Origin of the sequence: Paenibacillus sp. CECT 9249, from assembly GCF_918697855.1 — a bacterium.
Lineage (GTDB): Bacteria > Bacillota > Bacilli > Paenibacillales > Paenibacillaceae > MSJ-34.
Genome location: NZ_CAKKLI010000009.1, coordinates 48,163 through 62,848 on the forward strand (window position 1 = coordinate 48,163; position 14,686 = coordinate 62,848).

General features: G+C 55.6%; 14 protein-coding genes. 12 read left to right on the forward strand and 2 right to left on the reverse strand.

The window, feature by feature from the left end; all coding sequences use genetic code 11:
- Window positions 1-90 precede the first annotated feature (90 nt).
- The 10 genes from LQ229_RS09615 to LQ229_RS09660 all read left to right on the forward strand — a co-directional run bounded on the left by LQ229_RS09615 (window position 91) and on the right by LQ229_RS09660 (window position 10,958).
- Window positions 91-1,242, forward strand: coding sequence for a type III polyketide synthase (locus LQ229_RS09615; protein ID WP_356710234.1), 1,152 nt, complete (start codon window positions 91-93; stop codon window positions 1,240-1,242).
- Window positions 1,235-2,002 carry a methyltransferase domain-containing protein gene (locus LQ229_RS09620; protein WP_230191629.1) on the forward strand — a complete coding sequence of 256 codons (768 nt, stop codon included), beginning with the start codon at window positions 1,235-1,237 and terminating at the stop codon, window positions 2,000-2,002. Before LQ229_RS09615 ends, LQ229_RS09620 begins: the two co-directional genes overlap by 8 nt.
- On the forward strand, window positions 1,986-3,131 hold the full coding sequence (locus tag LQ229_RS09625) for an NAD(P)/FAD-dependent oxidoreductase (RefSeq protein WP_230191590.1): 1,146 nt from the start codon (window positions 1,986-1,988) through the stop codon (window positions 3,129-3,131). The genes LQ229_RS09620 and LQ229_RS09625 overlap by 17 nt, the downstream gene beginning before the upstream one ends.
- Window positions 3,132-3,196: 65 nt before the next feature.
- A complete protein-coding gene (locus LQ229_RS09630; protein ID WP_230191591.1) occupies window positions 3,197-5,326 on the forward strand; it encodes an MMPL family transporter in 2,130 nt (709 codons plus the stop codon).
- Window positions 5,327-5,525: 199 nt separating this feature from the next.
- Window positions 5,526-6,233 carry a metal ABC transporter ATP-binding protein gene (locus LQ229_RS09635; protein WP_230191592.1) on the forward strand — a complete coding sequence of 236 codons (708 nt, stop codon included), beginning with the start codon at window positions 5,526-5,528 and terminating at the stop codon, window positions 6,231-6,233.
- Window positions 6,179-7,063 (forward strand): metal ABC transporter permease, encoded by an 885-nt coding sequence (locus LQ229_RS09640; RefSeq protein ID WP_230191593.1) that lies wholly within the window; start codon window positions 6,179-6,181, stop codon window positions 7,061-7,063. The genes LQ229_RS09635 and LQ229_RS09640 overlap by 55 nt, the downstream gene beginning before the upstream one ends.
- Window positions 7,063-8,199, forward strand: coding sequence for a metal ABC transporter substrate-binding protein (locus LQ229_RS09645; RefSeq protein ID WP_230191630.1), 1,137 nt, complete (start codon window positions 7,063-7,065; stop codon window positions 8,197-8,199). The genes LQ229_RS09640 and LQ229_RS09645 overlap by 1 nt, the downstream gene beginning before the upstream one ends.
- 186 nt (window positions 8,200-8,385) lie before the next feature.
- A complete protein-coding gene (locus LQ229_RS09650; RefSeq protein ID WP_230191631.1) occupies window positions 8,386-9,174 on the forward strand; it encodes a 5-oxoprolinase subunit PxpA in 789 nt (262 codons plus the stop codon).
- 18 nt (window positions 9,175-9,192) lie between these two features.
- A complete protein-coding gene (gene pxpB / locus LQ229_RS09655) occupies window positions 9,193-9,948 on the forward strand; it encodes a 5-oxoprolinase subunit PxpB (RefSeq protein ID WP_356710239.1) in 756 nt (251 codons plus the stop codon).
- Complete coding sequence (locus tag LQ229_RS09660) at window positions 9,945-10,958, forward strand: biotin-dependent carboxyltransferase family protein (protein ID WP_230191594.1); 1,014 nt, start codon at window positions 9,945-9,947, stop codon at window positions 10,956-10,958. Before pxpB ends, LQ229_RS09660 begins: the two co-directional genes overlap by 4 nt.
- Here the strand turns inward: LQ229_RS09660 and LQ229_RS09665 are convergent.
- Window positions 10,955-11,122 carry a hypothetical protein gene (locus LQ229_RS09665; RefSeq protein WP_230191595.1) on the reverse strand — a complete coding sequence of 56 codons (168 nt, stop codon included), beginning with the start codon at window positions 11,120-11,122 and terminating at the stop codon, window positions 10,955-10,957. The genes LQ229_RS09660 and LQ229_RS09665 overlap by 4 nt on opposite strands.
- 102 nt (window positions 11,123-11,224) lie before the next feature.
- Window positions 11,225-11,404 carry a small acid-soluble spore protein H gene (locus LQ229_RS09670; protein ID WP_230191596.1) on the reverse strand — a complete coding sequence of 60 codons (180 nt, stop codon included), beginning with the start codon at window positions 11,402-11,404 and terminating at the stop codon, window positions 11,225-11,227.
- A 434-nt stretch (window positions 11,405-11,838) separates the two neighbouring features.
- Here LQ229_RS09670 and LQ229_RS09675 point away from each other — a divergent pair, with 434 nt between their 5' ends.
- Entirely contained in the window at window positions 11,839-13,917 is a 2,079-nt protein-coding gene (locus LQ229_RS09675; RefSeq protein ID WP_356710244.1) for a DNA mismatch repair protein MutS, read from the forward strand.
- 63 nt (window positions 13,918-13,980) lie between these two features.
- Window positions 13,981-14,682: a PIG-L family deacetylase gene (locus LQ229_RS09680; RefSeq protein ID WP_216538704.1), complete on the forward strand. Its 702-nt coding sequence runs from the start codon at window positions 13,981-13,983 to the stop codon at window positions 14,680-14,682.
- Window positions 14,683-14,686: the final 4 nt, after the last annotated feature.

Here is a 14,686-nt window from a genome sequence, read left to right on the forward strand (position 1 = left end):
ACGTTCAAACGTAATGAATAGGATGGTAGAGACAAGCTGCATTGGCCAGAAAGCTCGAATAGTCGAATGGGAGAGGAATGAAACGAAATCGTGAAAACATGGGAATCTACAGTGTCCATTCTAGGGATCGGCACGGCGCTGCCTCCTTACCGCATCGATCAGGACGAGACCGCGGGCAAGCTGGCGGAAGCGTTGGCAGATCGCAGAGATGCGGCGCGTTGGGCGAGAAAAATTTTTAAAAGCTGCGGGGTGGAAACCCGTTACACTTGCGAACCGAATTTGTTGGAGCCGATCGATCGCTGCCGGTATTTATCCAATCGTCCCCAAGCGGATATTCCGGCAACGGGCGAGCGGATGGAGATGTATAAACGGCAATCCGTTCCGTTAGCCGGCGAAGCGGCGGCCGAAGCGCTGCGCGACGGCAATGTGGAGCCGGCCCGAATCACTCATTTGATTACGGTAAGCTGTACGGGATTGTTCTTGCCGGGAATCGATGTCGCGCTCATGCAAGCGCTGGGGCTGGACGCAAACGTGAGCCGTATTCCGTTAACGTTTATGGGCTGCGCGGCGGGGCTAACGGCCATTCGCCTATCCGAACAAATCGTAAGAGGAAACCCTGCCTCCAAAGTACTCATCGTGTGCGTTGAATTGTGCACGCTGCATATGCAGCCGTCAAGCGCGCGCGAGGCTCTATATGCGACGGCTTTTTTCGGCGACGGCGCATCGGCTTGCATCGTGGGCGAGGCTAGTCCCGGCCAAAGGGCGATATTCGCGCTAAGCAAAGGCGAAACCGTATTGTTTCCTGGGTCGACGGGCGATATGGTATGGAATGTAGGCAATTACGGATTCGACCTATTCCTTTCGCCGCACATTCCGAAGCTTATCGGCGAGTTCGTTCCGGCCGAAATCGCCCGTTTCCTGAAGGGCAGGGCGGCGCCGGAATTATGGGCGATCCATCCGGGGGGACGGGGAATCGTCGATACATTGCAATCGGCGCTATCCTTAACGGATGCGCAAACCCGGGCAAGCCGCTCGGTGTTGCGAGAGTACGGGAATATGTCCTCCGCCACGTTATTGTTCGTTCTGCAGCGGATGAGACAATGGCTCGAAGCGGAGCGTCAGGGCCCGAAGGAAGGCATGGCGCTCGCTTTCGGGCCCGGATTAACGGCAGAGTTGATGAATATCGCGTACGTTCCGGCCGGCTCGCCCTATCCTGAGGCATTGGACGATGCTTATGTTTAACCGGTTGAAGCGGCGGGCGAGCGAACCCGAACGGATGGACGATTTCTCCAAGCGGGGCCCGGAATTAACGGAGGCGCTGCGTCATTTGCGAAGACTCAACCGGATACTGGGCGCCGCTTATCCCTCCCTTTACGGCGTCAAGCGCTTATGGACGGACGCCGGAAGACCGAAACGATTGTCCGTTCTCGACATCGGTTCGGGATCGGGCGAAATCAACCGCATCTTATTGCGGTGGGCCGACCGCAACCGGATCGACATGACGATTGTGCTGGCCGATGTAACGGAGGAGGCTTGTGAGGAAGCAAGACGAGTCTACATGCGGGAGCCGCGGGTACGGGTGATGCGGTGCGATCTGTTTCAACTGCCGGCGAGCAGCGCGGATATTGTAACGGCGTCTCAATTCGTTCATCATTTCCCTTCCGAAGATTTGCCGGAAATTGTGGAGCGTATGCTGCACGCTTCCCGGTACGGCGTCGTCGTTAGCGACATCCATCGCCATTGGATCCCTTGGCTGGCCGTCTGGCTTCTGACCCGAATCGTTTCACGCAACGTTTATATCCGCCATGACGCCCCGTTATCGGTTGCCAAAGGATTTCGCGCCGCGGATTGGAGAAGTTTGGCGAAGCATCCCGCCGTTCCGCATTTGTCGTTTGCGTGGCGGCCTTTATTTCGTTATGTGGCGCTCGTGCGGAAAGAGCTGGAGCAGGCTTCCTGCGATCATAAAGCGGACGGAGCTGGTACATTTGGGGCAACGGTATGATATCGCCATATTGGGAGGCGGCGTGGCGGGAGCTAGCATGGCAGCGGCCCTTGCGTCCAGGGGCTGGCGGACGCTGTTGATCGAGCGGCATGTCTTCCCCCGGCATAAAGTATGCGGGGAATTTCTATCCCCGGAATCCGCCCGAAGCCTCTTCTCGCTCGGTTTGGACGCGCCGGTCGAATCGCTGCGTCCGGCCGTAATGAATCGAGTCAAGTTGATCGCGCCGGGCGAATGCGAGCTCGACATTCCATTGCCCGCCCCCGCCTTCGGCGTAAGCCGGTTTGCGCTCGATCATAAGCTACATCAAGTTGCGCGGGAGCATGGCGCGGAAGTTCGAACGGGAACGACGGTCGTATCGGTTAGTCCGGACGAGCGGGGATTCCGGATTTCCGCAAGGAACAGGGACGAGCGTTATGAGCTGGATGCGCGCGCGGCGATCGGCGCATGGGGACGAAATCCGCGCCATGGGCTGACGACCAAGGCCCGGCATATGCCGCGCAACTCGTATATCGGCGTCAAGGCCCATTATGAGTCCGTAAGCGAAGAGGCGGGGGCGGCCGTCGAGCTTTATTTTTATGCCGGCGGGTATGCGGGCGTGGCGCCGATTGGAGAAGGCCGGATTAATGTCGCCGCTTTGATGACGCAGCGGGCTTTCGACGAGGCCGGCCGAACTGTATCCGGCGCGCTCGGGCATATTGCCGTTCTCAACCGCGCTTTTCGCCATAGATTGGCGGGCGCCGTTTCCGTCGAAGGCACGGAAACGGCCGTCGCGCAGGTAGAGGCGAGCCGCAAACCGGTTGCATGGGATCAATACGCCCATATCGGAGATGCGGCCGCCGTCGTTCCGCCGTTATGCGGCGACGGAATGGCGATGGCTTTGCGTTCGGTCGAATTATGTTCGCCGCTCGCGGACGGTTATTTGCGCGGACAACTTTCTTTGTCGGCATGGAGGCGGGAGTATGCCCGCTTGTTGAAGCGCGAATTTACCGGTCCGATGCGGTGGGGAAGATGGATTCAATCCGTTATGGGCAATAGGGCGGCGGCCTCGCTGGCCGTTCGATTGGGTCTGCTCGTTCCGGGCGCGGCGGCGCGTATCGTTCAAGCGACAAGATTGAGTATGCGCGAATAACCGCGCTTCGTTCATACGCTGCATAAGCATGAGCATCTTTTCATTCATCCCGGAGGACCAGTGCCATGATATATCGGATCATTTGCGGACTGTCGCTTAAATACGCCAAATCGATCATCGCGGCATGGCTTTGCGTCCTGGCCGTCTTTTCCGTATTCGCCTGGAAGCTTCCTACGGTTCTGCAGGACCACGGTTTAACGACGGACGGTACGTATGCCCGGGCACAATCCGTTCTGGCCGCCGAATTCCATACCCCCTCCGATCCGGTCATCCTCCTGTTCGAACGGCCGGAGCAAGTTTCCCGGGCCGATTTTCGCCGCTTTATCGAGCGAACTTTGGCAACGGTTCAAACCGTGGACGGCGTCGACAGAATCGTTCCTCCTTCTTCGCGTGCAGGAATGGAGCAGGATGGGGCGGCTTTTGCGCTCCTATCGTTAGGCAACGCCGCGGCGAAGAGCGATACGATCGCTCAATTGCGGCGTATGCTGCCGCAAGACGATCGAATGACGGTTCGAATGACCGGCAAGCCTGTCGTACAGGATGATGTGAATCGAACGAGCCATCGCGACTTGTTCCGGGCGGAGCTGATCGGATTGCCGATCGCTTTTCTCATTTTGTGGATTTCCTTCGGCGGGCTTCTCGCCGCTGCGATTCCGATTGCGGTTGGCATGATCGGCGTCGCCGGAACGATGGGCATCATGTATTGGATCGGCGCAAGCATGGAATTATCCATCTTCGTCTACAACGTCATCCCTATGGTTGGATTGGCGCTTAGCATCGATTTCGCCTTGCTGATGGTAAGCCGGTTTCGCGAACAATTGGCGGTTTCCGCCGTAGAACAGGCGCTGCTTACGACGATGCAAACGTCGGGCCGGGCCGTTTTCTTCTCCTCTTTATGCGTTTTGCTAGGGTTGGCGGGAACGCTGTTCACCCGCATGCCCCTTTTCCGTTCGGTTGCCGTCGGAGCGATTATCGTTGTTGCGATGTCGATGCTGTTGACGCTAACGTTCGTTCCGGCGTTTCTGTCGCTGGCGGGGGACAGGATGCGGGCGAAACGCAAGCCGCGCAATAAGGGGGGACAGCCCTGGTTCTGGTATCGCGTCTCCGCTTATGTCATGAAAAGGCCTGTTCGCATGGCGCTTATCGCCGCGGCGATCCTCATCTGCTGTTTGTTTCCTTTAACCCGATTGAATGTCGCCGTTCCGGACGCGTCCTCCTTGCCGAAGCACTTCGAATCCAGGCAAACGGCCGAAGCATTCGACCGCTATTTTGCGAAGGGGACATCGCAGCTGCATTTGATCGGCGCAAGCGCAAATTCCGCTTTGCGGCTAGAGGACTGGACGAACGCTTACCGCGCCGTGCAGCGGCTGAACCGGGATCCGAACGTGATCCGCGTCGATTCGGTATTTACGAGGCAGCAGCTGACAGCCGAAACGATGGATTTGATTTGGCGAAATCCCGAGTTGCGGAGCAAATACGGCGCCGTTCTCAATCCGTTCGTGCAAGGAAATAAAATTCTCATAACCGTAACCGTGGCGGGCGATCCGAATTCGCAACGTACGATGGAATGGGTGAGAAATTGGGAGAGCCAGCCGTCGGAATTGTCGTGGCTGATCGCAGGAGAAGCGAAATACCGGCAGGAGGTGTTCGACGAAGTCTTCAACCGATTGGGCGAAGTCATTCTTTTTATTTTCGCATCCAATTTTGTTGTTCTGTTCGTTGCATTTCGTTCGATTCTGATCCCGATCAAGACGGTTTTCATGAATTTGCTCAGTTTGGGAGCCTCTTTCGGCATTCTTGCCTGGATTTTCGAAGAAGGGCGATTCGGCATCGAACCTTCCGCGATCGCGTTAATGATTCCCGTCTTCGTATTCGGTTTGGCGTTCGGCGTCAGTATGGATTACGGGGTGTTCTTATTGTCGCGAATTTATGAAGCATACCAAAGGACGCATCACAACGAACGATCCGTAGGGGAAGGCATGGCTCTGTCCGGCAAATTGATTACGTCCGCCGCGGCGATCATGATTGCGGTCACGGTTCCTTTTGCTTGGGGCGGCGTGGCGGGGGTCAAACAGCTCGGAATCGGCATTTCCGCCGCGATTCTCATTGACGCCACAATCGTCCGAATGATACTGGTGCCCGCCCTCATGAAGCTGTTCGGCAAATGGAATTGGTGGTCGCCGGCAAAAAAATGATCGTTGACAGCCGCTATCTTCGTCTGTACAATGTGATTAATCGTAATAATTACGAATAAATACGAGATGAAGTTTGACTGGAAGCATGGGGAGGTGCAGAGATACGCGTATGCCAAGCGTGGCATATCTATTTTTTTCGTATTAAATCGTAATAATTACTATTAGAAAGCGATGAAAATTGCAGGAAAGGAACTGGAACATGATGATGACCTCCATGCGCAACGTCGTATTCGGATATGGAGACGAACCGGTCGTAGACAATGCATCGCTCGACATTTATGCAGGCGAATTCGTCGGAATTACCGGACCGAACGGCGCGGCCAAAACGACGATTCTGAAGCTGCTGTTGGGCTTAGTCAAACCTTGGAGCGGCGCCGTTCGGATGAATGCGGCCGCTTTTCCCGGAGCGAAACCCGTTATCGCGTATGTCCCGCAACAGATCGCCTCGTTCAATAGCGGGTTTCCCAGCAAAGTGATGGAGCTCGTAAGATCCGGCTGCTACTCCAGGCTCGGATTGTTCAAACGTTTCGGCCGAGACGAGGAAACGATCGTTGAGCAAAGCTTGAAGCAGGTGTGCATGTGGGAGTTGCGCCATTGCAGCATCGGCGAATTGTCGGGCGGTCAGAAGCAGCGGGTTTGCATTGCGAGAGCGCTCGCCCAGCGCCCCAATCTTCTTATTCTGGACGAACCGGCCACCGGAATGGATCAGAGGAGCAAAACCGGGTTTTACCGGCTGCTGCGCCATATGGTGACGGCCCACGGCTTTACCGTCGTTATGGTGACGCATGACGCGGAAGAAACCGAGGGGATGTTGGACCGGATCATCCGCTTGGAACGAAAGGAGGATTTGGGATGGGAATGCTTGAGTACGGATTTATGCAGCGCGCGTTTGGCGCCGGAGCAATGATCGCAGCGATCGCGCCGATACTCGGGGTTTATTTGATGCTCAGACGTCAAGCGCTGCTGGCCGATACGCTGTCCCACGTCTCGCTGGCGGGGGCGGCACTGGGCACCTTCCTTCCTTGGAACCCGTCATTTACCGGCGTTCTGGCGGCAATCGTTGGCGGTATGATCGTCGAGCATTTGCGTCGTACATATCGAACGTACCGCGAAGTGCCCGTCGCGATCGTTATGACGTCGGGGCTTGCACTGGCGATCGTTCTAATGAGCTTCGGCACGAACATAGGCAAAAACTTCAGCTCCTACTTGTTCGGTTCGATTGTCGCGGTCAACGAAACCCAGCTATGGCTCATTGCCGGCGTGGCGATCATGGGAGCCGTATATTTCATTTGCTTTAGAAGGCCGTTGTACAGTATAACGTTCGACGAAGAAACGGCCCGTATCGGCGGCGTCCGGTCGAGCTTGTTGTCATTTTCGTTTTCGGTGTTGACCGGAATGACCGTCGCTGCGGCAATGCCGATCGTCGGCGTTATGCTCGTTTCCGCATTAATGGTTTTGCCGGCGGCGCTTGCGCTTCGCGTAGCGAAAGGATTCGCTTCCGCCGTAGCGACAGCCGCCTGTATCGGAACGGCGGGCATGTTCAGCGGCTTGACCGTTTCGTACTACGTCAATATTCCTCCGGGCGGAACGATCGCGCTTGTGCTGCTGCTGTTTCTGCTTTCGGGCATCGGCGTGCAAAAAATAACGCTGCGCATCAATCGGCGCAAAAAATCGTTGCGTACGGCAATGGTTCAACAAAAACGGATCACAGGGGAAAAGGAGAGTTTGTTCTTATGATGTCAAGGGTGAAAATCGTTGCAATACTAATATTTAGCTTGATGCTCGTTATAGCGGGATGCGGCGCCAAGCCGGGAACCGGAACCGGCGCCGCGGATCGAAAGACGCCGGTCTCTTCGCCGGAAAACGGCGCGGAGACCGGGAATCGAGGCAAGCTCAACGTTCTGGTTAGTTTTTATCCGATGTACGAGTTTGCGAAACAGGTAGCCGGCGATTTGGCCGATGTGGAAATGCTCGTCCCGGCAGGGGTCGAGCCGCATGATTGGGAACCGACGCCGCAACATATGAAAAAAATAGCCGAGTCCGACGTGCTTGTATACAACGGAGCGGGAATGGAGGGCTGGATCGACCGGGTATTGTCCACGGTCGGCAGCGGCAACCGAATCGATGTGGAAGCGAGCAAAGGGATTGAGATGATGGAAGGATCCGGGCATGGGCACGCTCATCATCATGACGATCATGAGCACGGACACGATCACAGTCATGGAGATCATGAGCACGGCGAAGACGCGGATTCGCATACGCATGAAGCGCATGACGATCATGGCGAAACGGATGGTCATGCACATGAACACGAATCGGACGCAAATCATTCGCATCACGATAATGGCGGACTCGACCCGCATGTTTGGCTGTCTCCGGCTCTTGCCGCTATAGAAGTGCGCAATATTGAACAAGCGCTGTCTCAAGCGGCTCCGGAACATAAAGACGAATTTGCGAAAAATGCCGATGCCTATGTGGCGGAGCTGGAGCGGCTGGATCAAGATTACCGCCAGGCACTAAGCGGTACGAAGCGTAAAGATTTTATTACGCAGCACGCGGCTTTCGGTTATTTGGCGAAAGAATACGGATTGACCCAAGTGCCGATTGCCGGCTTGTCGCCGGATCAAGAGCCTTCGGCGGAGCAAATGGCCGAAATCGTCGCGTTTGCGAAAGAGCATAACATAACGACGGTCTTCTTCGAATCGTTCGTTTCTTCCAAAGTCGCGGAAGCGATCGCAAGCGAGATTGGCGCCAAAACCGCGGTATTGCATACGATAGAAAGCATTTCGGAAGAGGATCGAGCGAACAATGCGGATTATATCGGTCTGATGCGCCAAAACCTCGAAGCCTTGCAGAAGGCGTTGAACGAATGATGTTTCCCTCATGACGGAGGGAGCGGCATAGCAACCTAAATCGAACGGCGGAACCGGACTTTTCGCGTCATGCGAAAAGCCCGGTTTTTGCTTGCAATTTCATGTTCCATCCGCCATCATAATGAATAATACGTGATGAATTCGCTGCCCGAGCGATGCAGCGGATAGGACGGAGGAATCATGAGGATGCATCGTATCGACTTGAATTGCGATCTTGGGGAAAGTTTTGGCGCTTATCGTCTCGGCGTCGACGAAGCCGTTCTCCCGTTTATGACTTCGGCCAATATCGCATGCGGGTTTCATGCCGGCGATCCGGGCGTGATGCGAAGCACGGTCCGGCTTGCCTTGCAATATGAAGTGGCCATCGGCGCGCATCCGGGACTGCCCGACTTATCCGGGTTCGGCCGCCGATATATGGAAATTTCGCCGCAAGAGGCGTACGAAATGGTCGTGTACCAGATCGGCGCGCTTGCCGCCTTCGTCAAATCGGAAGGCGGCCGGATGCGGCATGTGAAGCCGCACGGTGCTCTCTACAATATGGCGGCCAAGAGAAGGGATCTGGCCGATGCGATCGCGGAAGCGGTCTATCGGGTAGACCCGGAACTGACGCTGTTCGGGCTGTCCGGCAGCGAATCGATCAAGGCGGGGGAACGGCTCGGTTTGCAAACCGCTCATGAAGTATTCGCAGACCGTACGTATCAGGAAGACGGCTCGCTAACGCCGAGAACGTTGGCTGACGCCTTGGTGACAGACGCGCAGCAGGCCGCATCGCGCGTCGTGCGAATGGTCAAGGAAGGGAAGGTCGCAACGCGGAACGGCAACGATATTGCGCTGCAAGCCGATACGGTTTGCATTCACGGCGACGGCGCGCATGCCGCGCGGCTCGCCGAGCAAATCCGCATCGCTTGCGAACATGCGGGCATTTCCGTCAAGGCGGCGGGATCGAGCGCTCTCTCGCAGCATCCGTTACCATGAATGTCGGGGGTGAGGGAAGTGGAGAACATCATATCTAACACGGCATGCGCGATGGATATTTTTCCGTTGGGAGAAACGGCCGTTCGGGTCGTATTCGGCGATCGGATCCATCCGGATATTCACCGCCATGTCGAAACGTTTGCGAAATGTTTGGACCGTAACGGGTTTCCGGGCATGATCGAATACGTTCCGTCCTACTGCGCCATCACCGTCTTTTATCAACCGGATATCGCAGCAGGTGCGGCGTCCGCGGACGATCGCTTGCATGATCGCGCCGCTTCGGACATCGTCGCGGCTTGGTTAAGACAAATGGGCGCGCTTGCGAACGGCAATGCGCCGGAGCGGCCCGTCACGGTGGAAATTCCGGTCTGTTACGGGGGATCGTTCGGTCCCGATCTGGAAGCGGTGGCCGCCTACCACCAAATGAGCGCGGATGAAGTCATTTCCGTCCATGCGGGCGGACAATACCTAGTCTATACGATCGGATTCGCTCCGGGCTTTCCTTATTTGGGCGGTTTGCCCGAACGGATCGCTACGCCGCGGCGCCCGACTCCCCGCGTTTCGGTCGCGCCGGGATCGGTCGGAATCGGAGGAAGCCAGACGGGAATTTATCCGATCTCCACTCCGGGCGGTTGGCAGTTGATCGGCCGTACGCCGGCGGCGCTGTTCCGTCCGGAATTACAGCCTCCCAGTCTTCTGCAAGCGGGGAATATCGTCAAATTTCGCCCGATTTCCCCTGAAGAGTACGAGGCTTACGAGGAGGGGGGCATATGAGCGTCACCGTCCTTCGTCCCGGTCTTCTGACCAGCATTCAAGATGCAGGGAGATACGGCTACCGTAAGTTCGGAATGCCGGTCGGCGGCGCCATGGATCCCTATTCTTTGCGGATTGCCAACTTGCTCGTCGGGAACGACGAGCGGGAGGCGGCGCTGGAAGCGACGTTAATCGGGCCTGCTTTGCGGTTCGAGCAAGATGCGTTGCTCGCGGTTGCCGGGGGCGATCTGTCGCCGACCGTCGACGGGATGAAGCTCCCGATGTGGAGGCCGGTCATCGTGAAAGGCGGGAGCGTGCTGCGGTTCGGCCCCTGCAAGTCAGGCTGCAGAGCGTATGTGGCGGTTGCGGGAGGGTTCCGCATTCCTGAAGTCATGGGAAGCAAGAGCACCTATCTCCGGGGCGGCATTGGCGGCTTTCACGGCCGGGCGCTGCAAGAGGGCGACGTTATCGGCCTGAACGCCCCGGAACAAGCCCGTTCCGTCGCGCCCGCCGCTTTCGATTCGCTTCGTTCGACCGCGTGGTTTGCGGGATGGAACCGCATGCCGCACCATTCGGAGCATATTACGGTACGGGCGATGCGCGGCGATCATTACGCGCATTTCGACGCCGATAGCAGGCTGCGGTTTTTCGACCGGCCGTTCCAAGTCGAGCCGCAATCCGATCGAATGGGCTGCCGGTTGTCGGGATCGAGTTTGCAGTTGGCGGAACCGATCGAAGTGATCTCCGAAGCGGTCGCGGTCGGAACCGTGCAAGCGCCCCCGGACGGCCATCCGATCGTTTTGCTCGCGGACAGCCAGACGATCGGGGGATATCCGCGAATTGCGCAAATCGCAGCGGCGGACTTACCGCTTATTGCCCAGGCGAAGCCGGGAACAAGGATCCGATTTCAAGAGATTTCGGTGCGGGAAGCGGAAAGGCTGTACCGCCTGAAGGAATACGAAATTCGCATCATTCGGGCAGGCATTCGGATGAAAAGACTCGGGCAGAAGTTTTTCTCAATGCAAAACTAGACCAAGGATCGCGGAAAGTGAGGCGCCAACGTTGAAATTGCTGTTTGATACGAAATTCGCATTAACCGTACAATCGCCTTGCTCATTTTCATCAAGAGCACGATGCCGGCCAAATCGCCCGAACCCGCTATCTCGATCATATGGCTGGCCGTAATTTGACTCATTGCATCATCCCTACAAAACGACAAGCGGTTCGACCTTCGAAGCGAAGGGAACCGCTTGTATTTGCCGGATAAGCGCAAAAGCTGAATGGTATCCTCCTGGCGTTAATGTTCCTCTAAGCTGCTCAAAGGGACGTTTTGTTCGTTTTCCGGCTCATCTAGCGGATAGACTCGAACCGTTTCGTTATGTTCGTTCACATGCTGAATATAGACCGGCACTCCATCGCAGGTTACATCCGCCATAACCGGGGATGCGGCAATTTCTTGAGCCCGTTGTCGATTCATCGTTCCTACCTCCCGACGTTTTCTCAATATGTATTGTCGTCCCCATATTCCCCGTTTATTCGCCATCCGCTTGACGTTGCCGTTTTTTTCACGTATGATAGGGTTATCCTCAATAAAGGGAGAGTTTTTGATGTCGGTGAAAGTTCTTAACTAATCAATTCCATAGCTGTACTTTGTTTTTTTGAAAAAGCGCGTCATATGACGTTTATTTTTCATGCGAAAAACAAGGTATGCGGAACTAGTTAAGAACAGCGGATATCATACATGCCCAAGATCAGATGAATTTCTATCTTCGCGACCGATCCGTGCTGTCTTCAGCGCGGTTTTTTTATTGATGCGGCTCGGACGTCGGGAGATAGGCAAAGGCAGAGAATGATGAATGCTCATTCTTCTGCCTTTTTTTATTTTACAAACCAAAGGAGAGTTAACGAATCATGGATGAAAAGGTTTTGCAACGATTGGATTACGACAAAGTGAAGCAGAATGTGATGGAATACGCCGCCTCCTATTTAGGCAAGCAGCATGTTGAGCGGATGCAACCTATGGATCAATGGCAAAGGGTGCGTCAAGCGCTTAACGAAACGGCGGAGGCGAAGGCAATGCTCGAACAAGGGGCCAGCGTGCCGATTCCGTCGCTCGAGGGAATCGATAAGGTGCTGTCGTTGCTGGACACCGGATATGTATATACGGAACATGACTTTGCGAACATTCAACAGTTTCTGTACAGCTGTATTCAGCTCAAAAAATATATGGCGGCCAAATCGTCGATTGCTCCGACCGTTAGCAGCTTGGCTTCGTCGATGCATGAGCTTGCCAAACTGAAGACGGAAATCGAGCGTTGCGTTCACGGCGGACGCGTAAGAGACGAAGCGAGCAAAGATTTGAGCAGAATCCGCAAAAAAGCGGCTGTCGTCGAAGGAAAGATTAAAGACAAAATCGAAAGCCTTATGTCTCGTTACCGGAATATTATGCAAGAAAATTTGGTCAGCCTGCGAAACGGAAGATATGTGCTCCCGATCAAAAAAGAGCATCGCAAGCTGATCAAAGGCAGCGTGCTGGACGAATCGGCGAGCGGCCAAACCGTATACGTCGAGCCGCAAGACGTCGCTCATTTGCAATTCGACCTGAACGAAATGAGGGTGGAGGAAAGCCGGGAAGAGGCCAAGGTTCTAAGTTACTTGACAACCCTTGTCGAGGAGGGCGAACCGGAGCTCCGAATGAATGTCGAAACGGTAGGAGTGTACGATTATTTGTTCGCCAAAGCGAAATATGCGGTCGCGATCGGCGGTCGCAATGTCGAGATTAACGGGGAGGGGCGAATCCATATTCGCGGCGCGGTTCATCCGTTGCTCGGACGCAATACGGTTCCGCTTCATTTCTCGATCGGAGACAAGTATAAATCGCTGATCATTACGGGACCGAATACGGGCGGCAAAACGGTCGCATTGAAAACGGTCGGGCTGCTTACGCTTATGGTGCAATCCGGCTTGCTCGTTCCGGCGGAACAGGGCAGCGTATTTGCCGTCTTCAGGAACATCGCGGCGGATATCGGCGACGGCCAAAGCATCGAGCAATCTTTAAGCACGTTCTCGTCCCATATTCGGAACGTCATCGATATGCTTTCTTACGCCGACGGCTCGACGCTGATTCTGATCGACGAGATGGCTAGCGGAACCGATCCGGGCGAAGGAATCGGATTGTCAATCGCCGTTCTGGAGGAACTCCACCGGAGAGGCGCGACGGTGATCGTCACGACGCATTACAATGAAATTAAAAATTTCGCCGCCGTCACGCCGGGATTCGAGAACGCCCGTATGGAATTTGACGAAGAGACGCTCCAACCGTTGTACCGGCTGAAGATCGGGGAAGCGGGACGAAGCTATGCGTTTCTCATCGCGCTCAAGCTCGGCATCTCCCCGGACATTATCCGCCGATCGCAACAAATAACGGAGGCGAGCAGGCGGGAATACGGCGGAGCGGCGCCGGCGGCGACGGAAGCCGTTGAAAGGGCCGGCATCGATTTACCGCCGCAGCAAGCGACAATCGAACCGGCCGATACAAGCTCGCCCCCGCGGCAAACGGCAGTCGAACCGGCCGATATCGATTCGCCGCCGCAGCAAACGGCAGTCGAACCGCCTTCGCCTGTTCGGCCGGCTTCGGCTCCGGCAGTCCATGCCGCGGCCGATCCGGAGGAAGGAGAGGCTCTCGCGAGGAAACGTCTGAAAGTGGGCGATAACGTCTACATTTCATATTTACAACGAAACGGCATCGTTTACGAAGCCGAAGACGCACGAGGCAATGTCGGCGTGTTGATCCAACAGCAGAAGTTCAAGATCAACCATAAGCGCCTCTCGCTATACATTGACGGCAAGGAGTTGTATCCGGAAGACTACGACCTCGATATCGTCTTCGAGACGAAAGAAAACCGCAAAAAAAAAGAAGCTGATGGACCGCAAGCATGTGGAAGGATGCGAAATCGTAACGGATTCCGAGAACTAAACCATCTGTGGTAATATAAAAAGAGGGCTGCTTACGTCCCGATGTTAATCTGTGCAGCGTAAAGGAGTGGTTTGGCAATGAATCATACCGTAGGTTTCATCTATGCTCATCCCGATGACGAGACATTCGGCTGCGCGTGCTTGATCCGGGAGGTCGCGGATCAAGGCGGCAAGACGGTCTTGTTATGCGCGACGCGCGGCGATGCCGGGAAGACCGGACGTTTGGGACCCATGTCGAAGAGCGAGCTTGCGGCCCGCAGGGAGGTCGAACTGCAAAAAGCCGGCGATATTATGGGATTGTCCGTCATCGAACATTTAGGGCTTCCGGACGGCCAATTGGCTTCTTACGACCGCGCTTTTCTGGCGGATCAGATCGTATCTTTTATTAACAAGCATAATCCTTCCGTCATTGTTACGTTTCCCGAAGACGGAATGAGCGGCCATAAGGATCATATCGCGATCCATCATGCGACGAACGAAGCCGTCTTCAGCGGCCGCTGTCCAAGCGTGCAGAAACTGTATTACAACGCCCCGTTCTCGGCGCGCGCTTCGAACGGGAAGCCGCCCCTGCAAATCGAGGTCAGCAAGCATTGGCCGATGAAGGCGAAGGCGTTGCTGGCGCATGAATCGCAAATATTGTCGATCGAGAGAGTGTTCGGCGATTTGAAGACGATACCGAATAACGGATTCGGGCAATATGAATCTTTCGTTCTCGTTTGGGAAAAAGGCGTGCACCACCCCGAACGGGAGGATCGTTCGATCTTCGACAGGGTGGAATAAGCGC

Bases quoted from the DNA above. Each gene is read 5' to 3' on its own strand.
- LQ229_RS09665 (WP_230191595.1), bottom strand. From the start codon at position 11,122: ATGAGTCAAATTACGGCCAGCCATATGATCGAGATAGCGGGTTCGGGC.
- LQ229_RS09680 (WP_216538704.1), top strand. From the start codon at position 13,981: ATGAATCATACCGTAGGTTTCATCTATGCTCATCCCGATGACGAGACA.
- LQ229_RS09640 (WP_230191593.1), top strand. From the start codon at position 6,179: ATGGGAATGCTTGAGTACGGATTTATGCAGCGCGCGTTTGGCGCCGGA.
- LQ229_RS09670 (WP_230191596.1), bottom strand. From the start codon at position 11,404: ATGAATCGACAACGGGCTCAAGAAATTGCCGCATCCCCGGTTATGGCG.
- LQ229_RS09630 (WP_230191591.1), top strand. From the start codon at position 3,197: ATGATATATCGGATCATTTGCGGACTGTCGCTTAAATACGCCAAATCG.
- LQ229_RS09635 (WP_230191592.1), top strand. From the start codon at position 5,526: ATGATGATGACCTCCATGCGCAACGTCGTATTCGGATATGGAGACGAA.
- LQ229_RS09645 (WP_230191630.1), top strand. From the start codon at position 7,063: ATGTCAAGGGTGAAAATCGTTGCAATACTAATATTTAGCTTGATGCTC.
- LQ229_RS09620 (WP_230191629.1), top strand. From the start codon at position 1,235: ATGTTTAACCGGTTGAAGCGGCGGGCGAGCGAACCCGAACGGATGGAC.
- LQ229_RS09675 (WP_356710244.1), top strand. From the start codon at position 11,839: ATGGATGAAAAGGTTTTGCAACGATTGGATTACGACAAAGTGAAGCAG.
- LQ229_RS09650 (WP_230191631.1), top strand. From the start codon at position 8,386: ATGCATCGTATCGACTTGAATTGCGATCTTGGGGAAAGTTTTGGCGCT.
- LQ229_RS09660 (WP_230191594.1), top strand. From the start codon at position 9,945: ATGAGCGTCACCGTCCTTCGTCCCGGTCTTCTGACCAGCATTCAAGAT.